Below are 16,560 nucleotides of genomic sequence, written 5' to 3' on the forward strand. Positions count from 1 at the left end.
TTCTAAACCCAATGGCTATGGTTATATCGGTCTACGTCCGAACCTCACTTTCAAGCCATCCTTGGGACGTCTGGTTGGAACAATGACTGGCTCCAGGCTTTGAGCGGGTAACAGTTCCCAGACATAGTCTCGCAGCAGATAGGCCATTACAACCTTCATTTCAAGTTTGGCAAAAGCGATCCCAAGACAGATCCGGGGACCGCCACCAAAGCCAATCAGGCTAAATGGGGTCTGTTTGGATTCTTGCCGTTCGGGACTGAAGCGATCCGGGTCAAATTGCTCTGGATGGGTGTAGACTTCAGGCGATCGCTGCGTTTGCAAAATGGAATATTGCACTAACCAGCCAGCGGGAATTTGATAACCCCGGAACTCGAAGGGTTTAACAGCCCCACGAAACCCACCTGCCACGGGAGGGTGGAGGCGCTCCGTTTCACTCAAAATTTGCTCCAGATAGGGCATGTTGCCCAATTGTTCGAGGGTGAGACATGGACGGGTAGGGGAGACTGAGGTCGGGATAATATTTTGGGTTCGCCCTGTTTGCATCGGCGTTATGGTTTGTTGAAGGAGCCGAGACTGCTCAATTCGCGCTCGTTCAAGCATCTCTGGATGACGGGCGAGTTCCAAGCAGATCCAGGTAAGCATGGCAGTCGTTGTCTCGTGCCCGGCGAAGAGGAGCAGCATTGCCTGGGCACGAATCTCTTCCAGGGAGAGGGAGTCACCGTTTTCGTCTCGCGCCTGGATGAGGAGACTGAGTGCATCGTTGGTAGGTCTTGTCTGGCGATCGCGGATGACCTGAGTGAGGTGATCGAGAATTTCATTGCGGGCGGCGATCGCCTTCCTCAAACCCAACCCAAACAATCCGTTGGTCAACGTTGTAAATAACTGACTCAGGCGAGCCGTATCTTCACCCGGATGGCTGCCCAAAAAGATCTGGCTGGCAATATCAAAGGTCAACTGTTTGAACTCGCTATACCAGATAAATTCGCGCTTTTCTTCCCATCGCTTCAGGTAGCTTTCGGTAATGGTGGTCATGGTGGCAACATATCGTGCCAGAGCCGGACCGTGAAAGGCTGGCATCATCAACTTACGGTTGCGACGATGTTCGTCTCCTTCCTGAACAAAAAGGGACTGTCCCAAAAGAACTTTGAAGGTTTCGGGCCAGCCATCTCGCCAGGTGAAGCAGTCCATGTGGCTGGAAAGGATAAACTCTGCGGCTTCTGGTCCCGACATAAATACAGCCCGTTTACCCAAAATTCGAGTCTTGAAAATGGGACCGTATTTCTGGAATCGCTTAATCGCAAAGTTGGGATCAAACAGCAGTTGCAGGGTTTCCCCAATCAAAGGAAATCCCATATTGCCGGGAGGAAGGGAAGCCATAGGTGCCGTACTCAAAAAACTGTCCTTTCAGGATAAAAACTGTCCTTTCAGGATTATGAATAAAAATTAAGCAATTTAACAGGGTGGGGGCGATCGCTCCGGAGAAACAATTCCTCTCTCTGTATCTATTCAGTTGTCTACGAAAACGACTGGGGCATACTAAGGAATAGACATGAGTGAGAAATTGGAAGCTTAAAAACGGCTGACTGTAAGGCTTTTCCACTTTTTCACTTAGCATTTTGAACTCTCTGCTACCCAGGTTTGCGACTAACCCACAAACAATGTATCGACTTAACAAACGCGCATTTGAAATCTTAAAAGCCGAAGTTTTGAAATACGGCAATGACTTTGCGGTTCAGGTTCAGCGGGAAATTGCCCTTAAGCGATGGGAGAAACTACGCAACCAGCAGGGAACTCCCCTCACGTTTGAAGAACTTCGTGATACGGTAGATGACTTGTTTCCTGACTTCAGCGAAAAGGTGTTGAAGGCAGCGGCTCGCGCCAACCGTCCAGCTTCTCCAGCCTGGAGCCTGTTGAAGCTTGGCGCGATCGCGATCGCTGGAACGGCTGGTACCATCTGGTTTTTGAATCTACCATTTCCTATGATTCGCTACCCCGTTGCGCGGACGATTCCTTTTGTTCTGCTGCCCAGCTATATCAGCATGGATAACCACTACCGCAAGGCCATTACCCTGACCGAGCAGGCAGACCAGTTGGTGAACCGGGCTACCAGTCCCGCCGACCTGGAGCTTGGAGCCGAGAAGGTCAAAGGAGCACAAAAAAGCCTCGATGCCCTGCCTGTATGGTTTTTGGGCTACTACCCAAGCTTCTACTGTAGCTGGTTCCGGTGCTATTGGAGATTTACGCTGGATGAGTTCCAGAGTGCCCGCAAACGGATTGGACGCATGGAAGCCCGGTTATTTCAGGAAACCAATGCCCAGAACCAACTTAACCAGGCTGAACAAATCCTTGTGACAGCGAAACAGCAGTACCAGCAGGCGGCTGACCCGGCCAGGAAATCCGCTGCGATCGCCCAATGGCAACAGGGTCTCGATCAGATGCGCCAACTTCCACCCGAAACCCTGGCCGGACGAATGGCTCAGCCCAAACTGGCAGCCTACGAACGAGATTTTCAACAAGTATCCGGCTTGACAACAGGCACTACCCGTACCGGAACCCTGATGGCCGTTGCTCAGGAATATGCCCGGAGAGCGCAAGAGCTTGAGAAGGGAACAGCTCACAATGTTGCCAAATGGCGAGAAATTCAGAATCTCTGGGAAATGGCGAGCGATCGCCTGAAACAGATAAAAGAAACCGATCCGAATTACAACAAAGCGCAAAGCCTGATGGCAACCTATGAGCAGCATCTCGCCATCATCCGTGTTCGTACCCATGAAGAGCAAGAGTCTGTGCAAGCCTACCAGGAAGCCCAACGGTTGAAAGATAGCCTCTATGCCTCTATTCCTGACAACGCCAAATCCCTCACCCCCGCGCAAGTTGGAATGCTGCAAAGAATTGTCAGCACTCTGGAAAAAGTAAAACCAGGTACCACCGTTTATGCCGACGCCCAGTTCATGTTGAAATCAGCCGAAAAAAGGTTGAGATCTAGCAGGTGAGAGGGGTGGATGAGTGGATGAGTGGGTGGAGGGTTTGTCAAATTTTTTGTGGCAATCCTGGAAAGGGGGGCGAGGGAATCAGGGTTTCGAGGAGTCAGAGCCCCGTTTCTAGAACACCCTCCAGTCCCCAATCCCCGTCTCTTAACTCCTGGCTCCTGACTCCTAACTCCTGATCCCAATTCCTTCAAATCGCAACCTGAACGCCTAAATCGAGCGGCAGCGGCTCTTCTAGAGTCTGGTGGGTGCCATCCAGGATTGCAGAGAGGTATTGCCAGAGGTAATCGCGCAGGTCTGGATTGAGACGATAAACCTGATTGCTTTCTCGGAGGAAAATTGGGGATGCAGCCAATACCTGATACTCTGGATTTTGTCTGGACTCCGGTGTCAGCAAGGCACGATCTGCCTTAGAGGGCACTAATCCAATTGGGAGTTGACCTTCCACCAGGTTAAAGATGGCCTGCTGGCATGCCTGAGTGTTGATCCCCTGGGCTTCCAGAAGTTGCAAGATATGCCGCAGGGGAAGGGGTTCATTGGGCAGCGTTTGTAACAGTTCTCGTAGCAGGAAATAGTCGCTGTATTGATGGCGGGCGGCTTCTAAAAGCTGGGGGTAGAGGGGTAGTTTTGCCAGGCCAAAAGCGGTTCGACTGCTAAACGCCATTGAGTTACTGGGGTCTTGACCCAGAGCTGCATTCGGGAATTTTTGTTTGAGCCAGTGAGCGATCGCCACATTGGAAGCCGTTCCACCCGTGCAGAGAATTTGCCGCACGGCCTGTACCCCGATTCCGGTTTGGGTCAGCAGGGTGTTAATTTCCCGGTTGATGAGCTGGATGTAAGGAGCCATCACACGGCTATGAAAGTCTTGCTGAGTCATCGTCCATTGCCGCTCATGGAGAGTAAAGGTGACACTCTCTTCCCGCTGAAATGCCAGTTTTATCTGCTTCGCTATTCTGAGCAGGTTCTGCCCCAGATCATTACTGCGGAGGCGCTGTTGAAACCGATAGCGGGCAGCCAGATCCGGTTCCCCCGGCAATGGTAAGTCCAAATTGGGCGATCCTAGGTTTCGCCAGCCCCACACCGAGGGGTAGAGAAGCTGACAAATGATGTCCTGATCAACCGCGTTTCCTCCGTAGGCAGTACTGCGAAGGCAGAGATTTTCTCGGCTTAGGGTATGGGGGTCGGGCGGCAGGTCTACCAGTAACAATTCCGTGAACAAAGCTCCGGCGCTTAAAATGAAGGTGCTTCCCTGGAAAACCGATTGAGGTTTCTGGATAGGTGAAGCAGGTGCAACGGGTTTTGATGCAGAAATAGGATCACTTCCACCTGGCAGTTCCGACAGAAGGGCGGCGATCGCATCCTCAATGAAGAAAATTTGTTCAGGTTTTGTCACCAGCCCTGCGGATAGCACGGCCTCTCGCAGGTTGAAGCGGTAGGCATCTGACCAACCCGTCGAGCACCCCAGAATCACCCCTGCCAGCCTGGAAAGAGCAGTCTGCAATTCATCGGAGGATAGACCCTGAGCCGAAACGGTTAAGGGATCGGGTTTCAGGGTTGACAGCAGAGCCGTAACCGATTGCTTCACCCAGGCCAGAGAGATGGATTGAGTATCAGACCACTGCACAACAGGTTCCCAGGTTTGCTTCTGCGGGGCAATATATGGAACTGCAACCGTTAGCAGGTGGCGCAGGTTGCTAAGTAGCAATCCTGATGAAGGATGGTCGGCCATAGCCGATCGCACTTTAAGCGCCAGCTCACCTACAGCCATTGGGGTTTCGGGGATACCATTCAACTGTTCAGCCGAAAGATAGACAATCGTCGGCGATCGCAGCACTGTTATAGGTGTTCCATCTGGCGCGGTTCCCTGCCAAAAAATCGGATATTGCTGGTTTGTCTCCCGGTCTAGCAACGCGGCTGAAATTCCCACGCTTCCCAGGTCAATCCCCATATACCAGCGCTGATTCTCTGCAACCCCTTCCACAGGATAGGCAGAAATCCCTCCTGCGCCCCTGGCAGTTGCTGTCGCCTCTTCCAGCTCAGGAGGGGGGGCTTCCTCCGGAATTTCTGGGCGCTCATCTTGAACTTCTCTGAGTTGATCTACCGGAGGACTTTCGATTAGTTCGTCTTTTTTTTTTCGAGAGCCTCAGATGCAAATCCTGAAGGTTCAGAAGACGAAGGGGAGGTTTCAGCAGGGGAAGACGTATCTGTTGGCACCTCCATGAACAGATCCCCAATCTGCTCCAGGCTGAAGGTGATCGGTTGCTCCACCGCAGCTTCCGGTTCAGGAGCTGGCGGTTCTACAGACGAGGAGTCTTCTGACGATTCTGCAACCGATGGAACCTCGACGAACAGATCACCGATTTGCTCTAGAGTGAAAGCTTCTGACTGTTCTACGGCTGGGGGTGAAGCTGGAATCATTGGCCCTGCTGGGGAGGAGGTGCCTCCTAACGGCACCTCCATAAATACATCTCCCATTTGCTCCAGTGTAAAGGCTTCTGGTTGTTTAGCTTCCACGTCCATAGCAGGCGGCTCAATCATTGCACCTGCGGGTACTTCCATCAGTATGTCTCCTACCTGCTCCAGGGTAAAGGGTGAAAGCTCATCCGATGGAGTTGGCTGCTCCGCCAGCGGTGCAACAGGCTGATCCGCTAATTCAACTGATTCAGCAGGGGGGGAACCCCCCAACGGTGGTGCGTCTGTAAACAAATCACCCATACCCTCCAGGGTAAAGGCGACGGATGAAGAAACGGATGAAGAAGAGGTTAGCGCCGGTTCGACGGAAGCCAGGGGAGGCTCTACTGGTGGAACATCTTCAAACAGATCATCCATCCCCTCCAGGGTAAAGGGGAGGGGTTCAGTTGGGGCAGCAACAGGCATTTGAGCGGACGATTCTGCCAGCGGAGGCAAATCAGGTGGGGGCAACCCTAGACTTTCGGAGAAGTCTGCGATGATGGGTGAATCGGTTGAAGCGACTGAGCTGGGGGGGGATGCTGGGCTGACCGTTGGAGCAGGCGGCATGTCTGCAAATAGGTCACTCATACCCTCTAACGTGAAAGGTGTCTGATCGGCAGGTACAGCAGGTGGGGAAGTCGGGCTGACGGATGGTGTGGTGGGCACATCCCCAAACAAGTCATCCATACCTTCTAGAGTGAACGTATTCGTTGCTGGCTCAGACGGTAGCAGCACCTCTTTATCAATGGAAGACAGGTCTGGAATGTTTCCTGTTCGGGCGATCGCAAAATCCTGGGAAACAGGCTCATCACCGACCCCAGGGGAAGGTTCTGTGCTCCAGTCGGTCAGAACGGGTTCTTCCTCCTGCAGGGTCATCAGTTCGCTTTCGGGCACCTGGGAAGTCTGTCCAGGCCCACCTTCCAGGCTTGACAGGTCTTCACTCAGGCTGCTTAAGGTCAGGTCATCCACCCACAAACTGGGAGTCGGTTCAGTGGGGGTTTCTTCGACGGGGAGGAGGTCTTCTTCTGGGGAAGCAGGTGCGTACCAATCCTCTGCCCCTTCTGGGCGGGCATTTTGACCGGGAGCGGGTTTGGATGTGGCCTGAAGCGCATCGATCGCTGGTGTTAAATCCTCAGGTATCGCTGCGATCGCCTCTGTCCCGGCTGCTACTCTGGGTTCTTGTGGCCTTACGCCTCCCGGTGGCACGACATCTTCAAACAGATCAGTCAATGTGGTAATCTCATTCTCGCCAGCGGTGAGTGGTTCTTCTATCGATTCAGCAAATAGGGAAAGGGATTCTGATTCATCTGTTGTAGCGGTGACCGCTTTATCCCCCCCTGGTAAATTGCTAAGAGTCGCGATCAATGGTTCCTCTAACCCGGCAGGACCCTGATCAGGCGGGGAAGTTTCAAGAGAAGTCTCGAATTCTGGCTCCTCTGGGAGGCTCGATAATTCTTCACTGGATAATGACTCTGGCCCTTCCGGTTCACTCACCTGCTCCGGGGCAGGCAGTTCCCAGCCTAGGGTTGGGTCTGCGACAAGCTCTACAGGAGCTTCTTCCAGAGGAGGTTGGGAAGTGGCGCTTTCTTCCGACGAGGTATCCTCTGCCCCTGCCCCAAAAAGGCTCTCATAAAATTCATCCAGCTCATTTTGGGCATCTTCAGAAATACTTTCAGAAATACTTTCAAAGGCCGCAGGGGTATCGACGGAAGATTCGCTAATATTCAACATTCGGTCAATTTCAGCTTCTGCATCCTCTAAGGAAGTGATGACTGGCTCATCCTTAAGTTCAGCGCTTAACTGCTCCAACAATTTCAGAGCCGCGTCAATATCCTCCGTATCTTCCTCGCCTGCCGGTGCAGCTCCTGCAAAGGGCAGATCGGAATCGGCCAGGGTTGCTGCTTCCTCCGCTAAATAGTCAGCATCGGATCCGGTTTCTGTTTCCAGAATTGCATCAATTTCCTGGGTGTCAATTTGATTCAGATCTAGTTCACCCAGGTTCAACCCCGGCAGATTCAGGTTTGATAAGTCCGGATTTTCCAGACTAACACCAGTTGTCGCACTGGCTGATTTCAACCAGGCATCGATCGCCGCATCAACCGAAGTCTCAACCAACGGCGGCTCTACCGATAGATCGGCTGGAACTGCCGCTTCCCCTACCGCTGGTGGCAGCTCTGCACCAGGATAGGGTAATGTCAGGTTTGCCAGCGTATCATGCAGGGATGGATCCTTCGGTGTAGAAGGTGTTGTATCTTTCCCGCTTTGAGTGAATTTCCCCGTTGAGGACATGGTCTCTCCAGCCCCTGCCTCAATCGCGGTTGAATCACTGACTGGGGAATTTTCCAACTCCACAACTTGTTTCGAAGATTGCAGGTAGGAAGAAGCTTCTCGCCCAAGCTGCTGAGCCAGATGGTTGATCAACGCTGTGAACATCATCTCACCCTGCTGCCCTAGCCCATGCATCCGCTCCAGCCCCTGTGACAGGGACTCCTGGTACGCCCGCACATTTCGCTCTAGAGACTCAAAAATCACTTTCAGGGTCGAGTCCAGGTTGATAATGAGCTGATCGGCCTTTGCCTGGGTTGCCTGTAACCCTTCGGAGGACGAGTAATGGGAGTCTGGGCCCATTGCTACTGTTGACGCTGAACCTGGGAAGACCGGACTTGCGCCTTGCGGCAGGAAGGATGGATGATTGATTCCTTTCAAACTCTGAGCAACCTGTTGGGGTAAGGTTTCCTGAAGCCGCACCATGAGTGCCTGCAAGAAATCGGTAATGATTTGCTGTTGATTGACCTGAGGGGGGAGTCCACCATAGCCCTGCCGCTGAGCTTCTAGCTGCTGAATTTCCTGAATCAACATTTCTCGCTGCTGACGCAGGTTTTCCAGGTCTGTCTGAAGGGGTTGCATCAGGTTGGCTCTCAAATAGCCCATCTCTTGCACAACTGCCTGCAACATCTGTTGTGCCGAAATTTCTGATGGCTCGGCACCCTGGACGGTTCCTAAAGGCGGCTGACCTGGTTGAGGATAAACGTCATGAGCCAACAGATCCTGTCTCGCTCCGGGTTGCCCATAGCCCTCTTGAATGGCCATTCGCCGTTGCAGCGAAACCAGATAGTTTCTCACCCGTTCCAGCGTCTGGCGCTGCTGGGTCACTTCACCAGACATCACCCAGGGCAAACGAGGAGTGGTTTTCTGTAAAACTCCGTCAATGTCTGCAATTAGTGCTTGAATTTGGTCTTTCTGAGAAGTCACAATGTAACCTCTGATTTAGTGCTTGGGCAAAAAGGGCTTGAACGTAGCTCTGCTAACCCGTCTTTAGATTAGGTTTCCCAGGAAATATCGCCCACTTACTTTGATGCGAATCTCAAGGTTTATTCCAGGTTGTTGGCTATCCAATCTTCGCTTTGCAAGTTAAGCCCGTGCCGACTTTTTGGAATTTATGAAGACGGATTATTCTAGTACAGCAAAACGAGAGCTTTAGTGAAGCTGTAGCCTCCGCTTGGGGCCGGAGCCCCCAAACCCCCATGTTGCAAAATACATGTTGCAAAGTTTAGTGCTTGCAACACTAGTTACTAGAAACGCTGGAACACTCTATAGTATCCTGCTGGACAAAGTTTACGTCAGGAACGCAAAAAAGTAACAAGCACGGGAAAAATTATTTTCCTCTAGAAAGTTCTATGGGCTGGCGCAAAGTTTTAGGGAAACTATGGAATGACTAATGGCTCGTCTCCTTTTCGGATGCTTGCAGGGCTTTAAGTTATGATGACTGTTACTTATGTTGCGTAAAATTGAGTACAAACAACGGATATTGATGGATATCGTGTATGGATTGTGCATAGAGTAGTAGGATTGAGCGATTGCCCACTCCCAGATCTTGGTTGCAATGCCAGTGCCACTCAAAACCTCTTCCCCTCTAGTGCGTTGTTGAAAAGTAGTATGAACCGAAACGAAGTTTCGAGCATACAGCACCTAGTTTCAGACCCAAGCTCAGCAACGCCCCCTCCAGTATAGATGGTAGCAAAGCTGAGGACTGCTCACCGAGTACCCGATTAGTCAGCCAATTTGAAGTGATTGAATTATCATGACCATGTTTGCAGATTCCACGATGCCACTGCCCCATGGAAGATCGGTTTAACCCAAGAGATGGTAACGCCAATATTTCAATTCGCTCAGCACCTTTTTTCCAGGGGTTGCCAGAAGCAGCTGTGGAAAAGGCAACAGCTCATGTGGTGATGCGGAGCCACCCGGCTAATCAGGTCATTTTGCTAGAGAATGACTGGGGTAGTTCGGTTTACTTTATTTTGAGTGGCTGGGTCAAAATCCGCACCTACAACCTGGATGGCAAGGAAGTTACGCTGAATATCCTGGGTAAGGGAGAGTTGTTTGGAGAGATGGCTCCCCTGGATGAGGTGCCTCGCTCAACTGATGTCATCACCTTGGCTCCGACGGTAATTGGCAACATGCCAGCTCAGGATTTTGTCAATCTGCTAAACACCGAGCCTCAATCGGGTATTCGGCTGGCCCAGTTGATGGCGCGGCGGTTGCGCCAGGTGAATCGCCGTCTGCGTCTGCGCGAATCGGACAGTACCTCACGGGTTGCGGACATTTTGCTGTTTTTGGCGGATGGTCAGGGTAAGAAAAGTCAGAAGGGAACGGAGATTCCTAACCTGCCCCATCGGGAACTCAGCAGTTTAAGCGGGTTGGCGCGAGAAACGGTAACGCGGGTATTAAGCAAGTTGGAGAAGAAAGCGTTAATTGTGCGCGATCGCGATACCCTCACAATTCCTGATATCCATGCGTTAGAACGCTTAATGATTTGAAGATAGCGCTGACCTCCGACCTCTGTTGGGCAAGTGAGGAGTGAGGGGTGTTTTAGGACAGCAGGATGCGATCAACGAACTTTTGGATGAGTTGGTTGGCGATCGTGGTTTCCTTTAGGTCCTTCAAAATCTCGGCCAGCATCTCTGAGCTATCTAGATAACGGCTCTGGTAGCGAGTGATGCGTGCGGTTAAATCAAGAGGGTCCACCTCTGGATGGAACTGAAATCCGTAAAACGGTTTATTGGCAATTTTGAACGCGTGATAGGGGCAACGCTCTGAAAACGCCAGCAGAATGGCTTCCTGGGGTAAGGAAATCGCCCGTTCCTTGTGCCCCGATACTGCCCAGAACTCCTTTGGCACATCCTGAAACAGGCGATCGCTGGCAGCAGCTTCTGTCAATGTGAGGCGATAGGTTCCCATTTCCATATTTTCCTTATCCAAAATCACTCGTCCGCCTAGGGCTTCAACAGCGACCTGAAACCCAAAACAGGAGGCGAAGACCGGAATTTCTTCCTTCAGGCAATACAACACCAGACGTTTGCTATCCTCAACAAAGGGGTAGCGATCAGGTTGAGTGACTGATGCATCGCTAGAGCCACCAATAAACAGGGCATCATAACCCTCGATACAGGTTGGCTCAAATTCAGGGGTCTTAAATCCATTCAGAAGTTCAAACTGCTCCACACCTAAGCCACTGAATCGAACAAACTCGTTCAACTCCTCCAGGCAGGTCACCTGGTCATCCCGAATTTGAAGCAAAAGAATTTTAAGCTGAGAGCGATGTTTTCCCATTCCTTATGAAACTCACTTCCTTATCCACTCTGCCTGAAGAAGCAGTTTCCCACAATCCAGCAATTAAGAAAAAAGTCATGCTGCGCCTGGGTGATCTGCCTCATTTAACCAATTTCTCTCAAGCCTGTTTTGCACCAGGACAATGTGCTGCCGCCCATGCCCATCAGGATATGTGTGAAGTTTTTTTCGTTGAAGCGGGGGAGGGTACAATTCATATCAATGGCAAACCCTACCCACTCCAACCTGGAATCTGCATTGCTGTCGAACCGGGGGAAGAACATGAAGTGATAAACACAGGTTCCGCCCATTTGGTTCTCACCTATTTTGGATTTCTAGTCCGTCAGGATAGATTTGAGGGGTAGCTCAGAATCTATAAAATCCATTTCCAGAGTGTTTTGAGGGTTTTCAACCCATCAAAAACCAGTCTTGGCAGACCACCCACGGGTAGAAGCGTAGTCGGTTGTCAGATGGCGGATGGCGATTACGCAAACACTATTCGAATGAGATGGGTAGAGTTTTGAGTGAATTAATCTCTTAAAACAAGTATGGAGAGTTGACTTCATAGGGGTGTAATCTGCCATTTCTTATCGTGAAGAAGAGTCAGAATTTGTAAACTCTGCATACGCAGCATAAACGCCCTTGACGTTGTACCAGTTTAAAAAAATGCGGGCCACTTCGAGGGCGAGTTGGGGTTTGCCCTGGTCAATTAACCATTGCAGGAAGGGGGCCATGGTGCGTTCGTTCAACACCCCCCCCAGGGAGAGAATGCCCCACAGCAAACGATGGAGCCAGGTCATCTGAATCATCATTCGCACTTCCCAGGTGGGATGTTTTTGATAAAACAAGACGCCCATTCTGCCACGCTGGTATTCTTTCTCAATTAAATTAGGAATCTGACTGAGGGCGAAGGGAGGATGCCAATGGTAGCCGACGGCTTGCGGGCATTTAACCAGTTTTAATCCCAATTTTTTGAGGCGCACGCCCAGTTCCAGGTCTTCCCACCCATAGAGTTGGAAGCGGGTGTCAAATAGTCCAGCTTTTTCTAACCAGAGGCGATCGATCGCCACATTGCCAGTCGCAAAGAAAGCCTGGGAAAAATCTGTCACTTTGAATGGCTCTGAGGTGGGATCGTCAAAGTTGCAGGTGTTGATGACGCGACCATAGGTGAAGAGGCGATCGCTGCCCAGTTCCCTCGCTCCCTGACGCAGTCCACTGGCGTGGGCTTGCAGAAAATTCTCAGTCACCACCAGGTCACTGTCGATGAAAATGATCGTATCGCCCTGAGCTTTTTCTACACCTAAATTGCGTGCCGCTGCCGGGCCTTGATGATCTTGTTGAAACAGGCGCACGTGGGGAAAATCTGCCGCAGAAGCTTTTAACCAATCCACCGTGCCATCGGTTGAGCCATCATCCACCACCACCACTTCGTATTGCTTAACGTAAGCTGGATTGAATTGCTGATGCTCCAGGGCTTTCAGGCACTTCTCTAGAATCGGTTTACGGTTGTAGGTCGGGATGACCACACTAAAAAAGACAGCGTTGCCCATGCCAGTTCGTAATTGGTAGTGATTGGCTCAGCCAGGGGGATCAATTCAGCCTGTGTTAGTTGTTCGATCAGGCGGTCTATTCTAACAACGAATAACTCCTCGGCGAACAACTAAATCGTGACTCAGCATATTTTGTTGTATACCTCTCCGGCGATCGGGGGAGTATTGCAATATAACCACTCAATATTGTGTGCCCTGGCTACTTTAGGCTATCAGGTGACCTATGTACAAGACATCCCTGATGGTTTGGTGAAGCTATTTGGGGCCGAAGGGATGGAGCGGACTCGCCAGCGGGCAGCCTGGTTTGTCAATCAACAAAAGCAGAAGGGCATTCAACAGCACCAATGGCTGGAGTCTGCAACCGCTGCTGATGCTGAACGAGTGGTGGCAGAGTACAAACCAGATTTGCTGATTTTGAGCAATGGGGGACCGATCGCCAACTTTTTTCCCAAGCGAGCCGCCATCAATCTGGGAATTCCCTATATGATTGTGGAGCATCTGGTCCATCCTGTTAAACCCAGGGAAGTACCCGCCGCCTATGCGGAACTGGCGCAGCAGTACGTCGAGGCAAAGGCGGTAATTGCAGTATCACAAGAAAACTTATTGCTATTGCGGAAACTGTTTGGCCTACCGGAAGACAAAGGCCAAGTAATCTACTGTGGGCGCCCGTCCGTATACTTTCAACCGCGGAATGAGGCGGTGCGATCGCGCCTGCGCCAACAGTGGGGGATTCCTGCCGATAGTATTGTTTGCTTTACCGCAGCCCGTATGGACATCATTAAGGGCTACCAGTATCAGATCGCCGCCATTAAGCAACTCAAGCAAACTCCCGTCTGGTCAAATCTTTACTTTGCCTGGGCAGGGACCGGGACCTTAGAAAACCAGTTCAAACAAGCCATCAAACAGGCAGGCGTGGCCGATCATGTCAAGTTTTTAGGAGAACTGGAAGCCATTCATGATTGGCTGGATGCCAGCGATATTTTTGTTTTGCCGTCTGAGTCAGAAGGACTACCCCTGGCGATGATGGAGGCAATGGCAAAGGAACTACCGGTGGCCGCTACGGCTGTAAGTGGTGTTCCAGAGGGTTTGGGAGATACCGGAAAATTGCTCAGTTCACCCATCTTTGGCGATTCCCGGGCAACTATCCAGGAATTGGTCACTACACTTCAAACCTGGGCAGGCGACGCGACTTTACGAAAACAGGCAGGGCAAGCCTGTAAACAACGGGCAGAGCAACTCTTTCGAGAAGAGCGGATGATTGAACAGACCCTTGCCGTCATCCAATCCGGATTGAATTAGCGGTGGATTTTACCTAAATTTAACTGATCGTGTAATTAGCAAAACTTACATCCCTGCTACAGATTTGGTGAAATTGATACGCAGGCAGTAGGTGACACGGATTAGACAGCAGGGACTAGGGATAGAAGGTTAGTTTCCCTGCGTTTAGTTCAGTGCTTGCACTGATTTTTGTGGCTTGCTTCATGTTCAACGTCTGGAGGCACCCTCGTTTCAGGTTGGCTGGCGAATTGGGTAGTGATGTCTCTGGACGTAGTTCTGTATACCCAAATACCATACCAGGAGATTCAGAGTTGTGCTAAATCGATTTCAGAAATTCGTTATCACGACTGCCAGTGTGTCTTTAGGCACTGCTGTTATTCATATAAATTCTGCTCAGGCGTTCGACTTCTCTTTTAATCAAACCTTTGGCAACAGTGGAACATTGACTGGAGAATTTTCTGGCACCGATACAAACGGTAACGGTCAGCTAGATGGGAATGAATTTACAATCTTTAACTCTCTATTTCAGGGAAGCGAAACCGGGTTTGAAAATGTTTCGTGGGGGCTGACAAATCTAGCTCCTTTCAGCTTTTTTGTAACGCCGAATTATTACAGCTTTTGGGTGACCGCCCCAGCCACGAATGCTTTGGATGGCAGAGGTTGGCGGAGCAACAGTTCACTGGGAGATACTGTCGTTGGTTATACCTTTTCTCAGGACGGTCCTATTGCCGGTCGCTACTTTTCCCAGGAGCCGCTCTCGTTTACTCCAACCGCTGCTATTCCTGAACCAACCACGATCGCTGGTTTAACAGTTGCCGGTTTGGGAATGGTTTGTGCCCGTCGTCATCAGAAGCGCAAACCTCAAAAAACGTTCAAACAGTAACCTCTGAGTCAGTTCCTCTGGCCAAAACCTCCGAGGTTTGTGTAAGCCCTATCGATAGGAAAGTTATGAACCCCCATGCGTTTTGTAATGGGGGTTTTTAATGATTCTGTGCCAGAGGCAAAGCGGGGCGTTGCTGAAAAGTGGGATAAATTGAAACGAAGTTTCAAGCATCCAGCACCTTTTTCATCTCCAGATTCAGCAATGCCGCAAAGCGGTTGGGAAATTGTAATTGACTTTACCAATACAAAACCTTGCAGTGACCTGTGCTTTTAATGGAAACGGCCCTCTATAGAGATTGCTAGGATGCGATCGCCCATTGCCAAGTTGCGATCGCCCCCATTTTGGACGCTCCGCAGCACCCATGAGGCAGTCACTCAGAAATATTCTCTTCGGTACAGCCTTCTTTCTGCTCATCGTTGTTGTGGCAGTCACTGGCTATGTTCTTTCCGGCTGGAGCTTTCTGGATTCCATTTATATGGTGGTCATCACCATTTTTGGTGTGGGCTTTGGTGAAATTGGACCCATGACTCCGGCACTGCGGGCTTTTACAATGCTTGTCATTGTGGCGGGTTACGTTGCCGTTGTCTACATCGTGGGTGGCTTCATTCAGATGATTACCGAAGGTGAATTCAACAGAGCACTGGGAGCAAGGCGCATGACACGGGAGATTGCAAATTTGAGAGAACACGTTATCGTCTGCGGTTTTGGGCGGATTGGGCAAATTCTGGCACGCAAACTGATTGATGCCAGGATTCCGTTCGTTGTTCTGGATAGCAACCCTGATCGCATCGCCGCTGCCGAAGCCAGAGGCTACCTGGTGCAGTTAGGCAATGCCGCCGATGAGGTGATTCTGGAAAATGCTGGAATTCAGCGAGCAAAAGTGCTGGCAACCGTTCTCCCCGATGACGCCATCAACGTGTTCATCACCCTGACGGCCCGTGATCTCAATCCCGATCTGATGATTGTGGCCCGTGGTGAATTTCCCTCAACTGAGAAGAAACTACGCCAGGCAGGAGCTGACCACGTTGTTTTGCCTGCTGAGATTGGCGCGTTGCGAATATCCCACCTCATCACCCACCCCGCATCCCTCAACTTTCTAGAAGACAGCGACGATCGCAAAACCCTGAACGAAATGCTGGCTCAGATCGAACTCCACATGGATGAACTGGTGATTCCGCCAGGGTCCCAACTCATTGGTACCAGTGTTGGCACTGCTGAAGTACGGGGGCGAGGCAGCTTTATTATCGTTGCCCTGCAACGAGCCGATGGCAGCATCATTCATCCCAGTCACGATGTTTTTCTCCATGAAGGCGATACAGTCATTGTCATGGGTCACAAAGGCGATACTCCCCGCTTTGCCGCAGAGTATGCCCTGAAGCGACAGATGCAATATCGCGGGGCACGGCATCGGAAATAATTGTTGGTTGTTAGTTGTTAGTTATAGCTATCGCCAGGTTGCTGAGGACATTGGCTTTAAAGGGGGCGTGGGGACGAAGCCCCCAGCCAGGGGTTGGAACCCCTGCATCCCGTCCTAAGCCTGGTGGCTATAGCTATTTTTTGGATGAAGGTAATAGGCTAAAGGGTGGATGGGTAGATGGGTAGATGGTTGCTCATTCACTTCTCTACCCATCCACTCCCCATTCCCAACTCCTGGTTTCTTCCTTTTTCCTTCTTCCTTCTAAGTAGCTAGGCGCAATTAAATTAAAGTAGCTAGGCGCAATTAAATTAAGGATAATTTTGGGGATGGAGGGGATGAAACTCCCTGCCTGAGGGCGCAGCTCCCACTTTCCCCCTTGACAAC

11 protein-coding genes are annotated in these 16,560 nt (G+C 50.9%); 6 read left to right on the plus strand and 5 right to left on the minus strand.

Annotated features, from left to right (window positions below):
- Nucleotides 1–21 precede the first annotated feature (21 nt).
- Nucleotides 22–1,377 (minus strand): cytochrome P450, encoded by a 1,356-nt coding sequence (locus P4D80_RS02675; protein WP_421657309.1) that lies wholly within the window; start codon nt 1,375–1,377, stop codon nt 22–24.
- Nucleotides 1,378–1,658: 281 nt separating this feature from the next.
- Between P4D80_RS02675 and P4D80_RS02680 the strand changes: the two genes are divergently transcribed.
- On the plus strand, nt 1,659–2,993 hold the full coding sequence (locus tag P4D80_RS02680) for a hypothetical protein (RefSeq protein ID WP_421657310.1): 1,335 nt from the start codon (nt 1,659–1,661) through the stop codon (nt 2,991–2,993).
- 184 nt (nt 2,994–3,177) lie between these two features.
- Here the strand turns inward: P4D80_RS02680 and P4D80_RS02685 are convergent, their stop codons facing one another.
- Entirely contained in the window at nt 3,178–4,968 is a 1,791-nt protein-coding gene (locus tag P4D80_RS02685; RefSeq protein WP_421657311.1) for a hypothetical protein, read from the minus strand.
- 134 nt (nt 4,969–5,102) lie between these two features.
- The gene (locus P4D80_RS02690) at nt 5,103–8,690 is read right to left on the minus strand and encodes a hypothetical protein (protein WP_421657312.1); all 3,588 of its coding nucleotides are present in this window, start codon (nt 8,688–8,690) and stop codon (nt 5,103–5,105) included.
- An 866-nt stretch (nt 8,691–9,556) separates the two neighbouring features.
- On the opposite strand from P4D80_RS02690, the gene P4D80_RS02695 reads away from it, so the two are divergent.
- The gene (locus tag P4D80_RS02695) at nt 9,557–10,258 is read left to right on the plus strand and encodes a Crp/Fnr family transcriptional regulator (protein ID WP_421657313.1); all 702 of its coding nucleotides are present in this window, start codon (nt 9,557–9,559) and stop codon (nt 10,256–10,258) included.
- Between the two features lie 52 nt (nt 10,259–10,310).
- Here the strand turns inward: P4D80_RS02695 and P4D80_RS02700 are convergent, their stop codons facing one another.
- Nucleotides 10,311–11,051 (minus strand): type 1 glutamine amidotransferase, encoded by a 741-nt coding sequence (locus tag P4D80_RS02700; RefSeq protein WP_421657314.1) that lies wholly within the window; start codon nt 11,049–11,051, stop codon nt 10,311–10,313.
- Nucleotides 11,052–11,056: 5 nt separating this feature from the next.
- Here P4D80_RS02700 and P4D80_RS02705 point away from each other — a divergent pair, with 5 nt between their 5' ends.
- Entirely contained in the window at nt 11,057–11,413 is a 357-nt protein-coding gene (locus P4D80_RS02705; protein ID WP_421657315.1) for a cupin domain-containing protein, read from the plus strand.
- 222 nt (nt 11,414–11,635) lie between these two features.
- Here P4D80_RS02705 and P4D80_RS02710 read toward each other — a convergent pair whose 3' ends face one another.
- Nucleotides 11,636–12,598 carry a glycosyltransferase family 2 protein gene (locus P4D80_RS02710; protein ID WP_421657316.1) on the minus strand — a complete coding sequence of 321 codons (963 nt, stop codon included), beginning with the start codon at nt 12,596–12,598 and terminating at the stop codon, nt 11,636–11,638.
- Nucleotides 12,599–12,715: 117 nt separating this feature from the next.
- Between P4D80_RS02710 and P4D80_RS02715 the strand changes: the two genes are divergently transcribed.
- The 3 genes from P4D80_RS02715 to P4D80_RS02725 all read left to right on the plus strand — a co-directional run bounded on the left by P4D80_RS02715 (nt 12,716) and on the right by P4D80_RS02725 (nt 16,176).
- Nucleotides 12,716–13,897: a glycosyltransferase family 4 protein gene (locus P4D80_RS02715; RefSeq protein WP_421657317.1), complete on the plus strand. Its 1,182-nt coding sequence runs from the start codon at nt 12,716–12,718 to the stop codon at nt 13,895–13,897.
- 292 nt (nt 13,898–14,189) lie between these two features.
- The gene (locus P4D80_RS02720) at nt 14,190–14,759 is read left to right on the plus strand and encodes a PEP-CTERM sorting domain-containing protein (protein ID WP_421657318.1); all 570 of its coding nucleotides are present in this window, start codon (nt 14,190–14,192) and stop codon (nt 14,757–14,759) included.
- 361 nt (nt 14,760–15,120) lie between these two features.
- Nucleotides 15,121–16,176, plus strand: a complete 1,056-nt coding sequence (locus P4D80_RS02725; RefSeq protein WP_421657319.1) for a potassium channel family protein — start codon at nt 15,121–15,123, stop codon at nt 16,174–16,176.
- Nucleotides 16,177–16,560: the final 384 nt, after the last annotated feature.

The sequence above is a fragment of the Leptothermofonsia sp. ETS-13 genome (assembly GCF_049200465.1).
In the GTDB taxonomy this organism is placed as follows: domain Bacteria; phylum Cyanobacteriota; class Cyanobacteriia; order Leptolyngbyales; family Leptolyngbyaceae; genus Leptothermofonsia.

What these genes read in the sequence shown, in the direction of transcription:
- P4D80_RS02675 (WP_421657309.1), bottom strand. Translation starts at nt 1,377, where the DNA reads ATGGCTTCCCTTCCTCCCGGCAATATGGGATTTCCTTTGATTGGGGAA.
- P4D80_RS02680 (WP_421657310.1), top strand. Translation starts at nt 1,659, where the DNA reads ATGTATCGACTTAACAAACGCGCATTTGAAATCTTAAAAGCCGAAGTT.
- P4D80_RS02695 (WP_421657313.1), top strand. Translation starts at nt 9,557, where the DNA reads ATGGAAGATCGGTTTAACCCAAGAGATGGTAACGCCAATATTTCAATT.
- P4D80_RS02700 (WP_421657314.1), bottom strand. Translation starts at nt 11,051, where the DNA reads ATGGGAAAACATCGCTCTCAGCTTAAAATTCTTTTGCTTCAAATTCGG.
- P4D80_RS02705 (WP_421657315.1), top strand. Translation starts at nt 11,057, where the DNA reads ATGAAACTCACTTCCTTATCCACTCTGCCTGAAGAAGCAGTTTCCCAC.
- P4D80_RS02710 (WP_421657316.1), bottom strand. Translation starts at nt 12,598, where the DNA reads ATGGGCAACGCTGTCTTTTTTAGTGTGGTCATCCCGACCTACAACCGT.
- P4D80_RS02725 (WP_421657319.1), top strand. Translation starts at nt 15,121, where the DNA reads ATGAGGCAGTCACTCAGAAATATTCTCTTCGGTACAGCCTTCTTTCTG.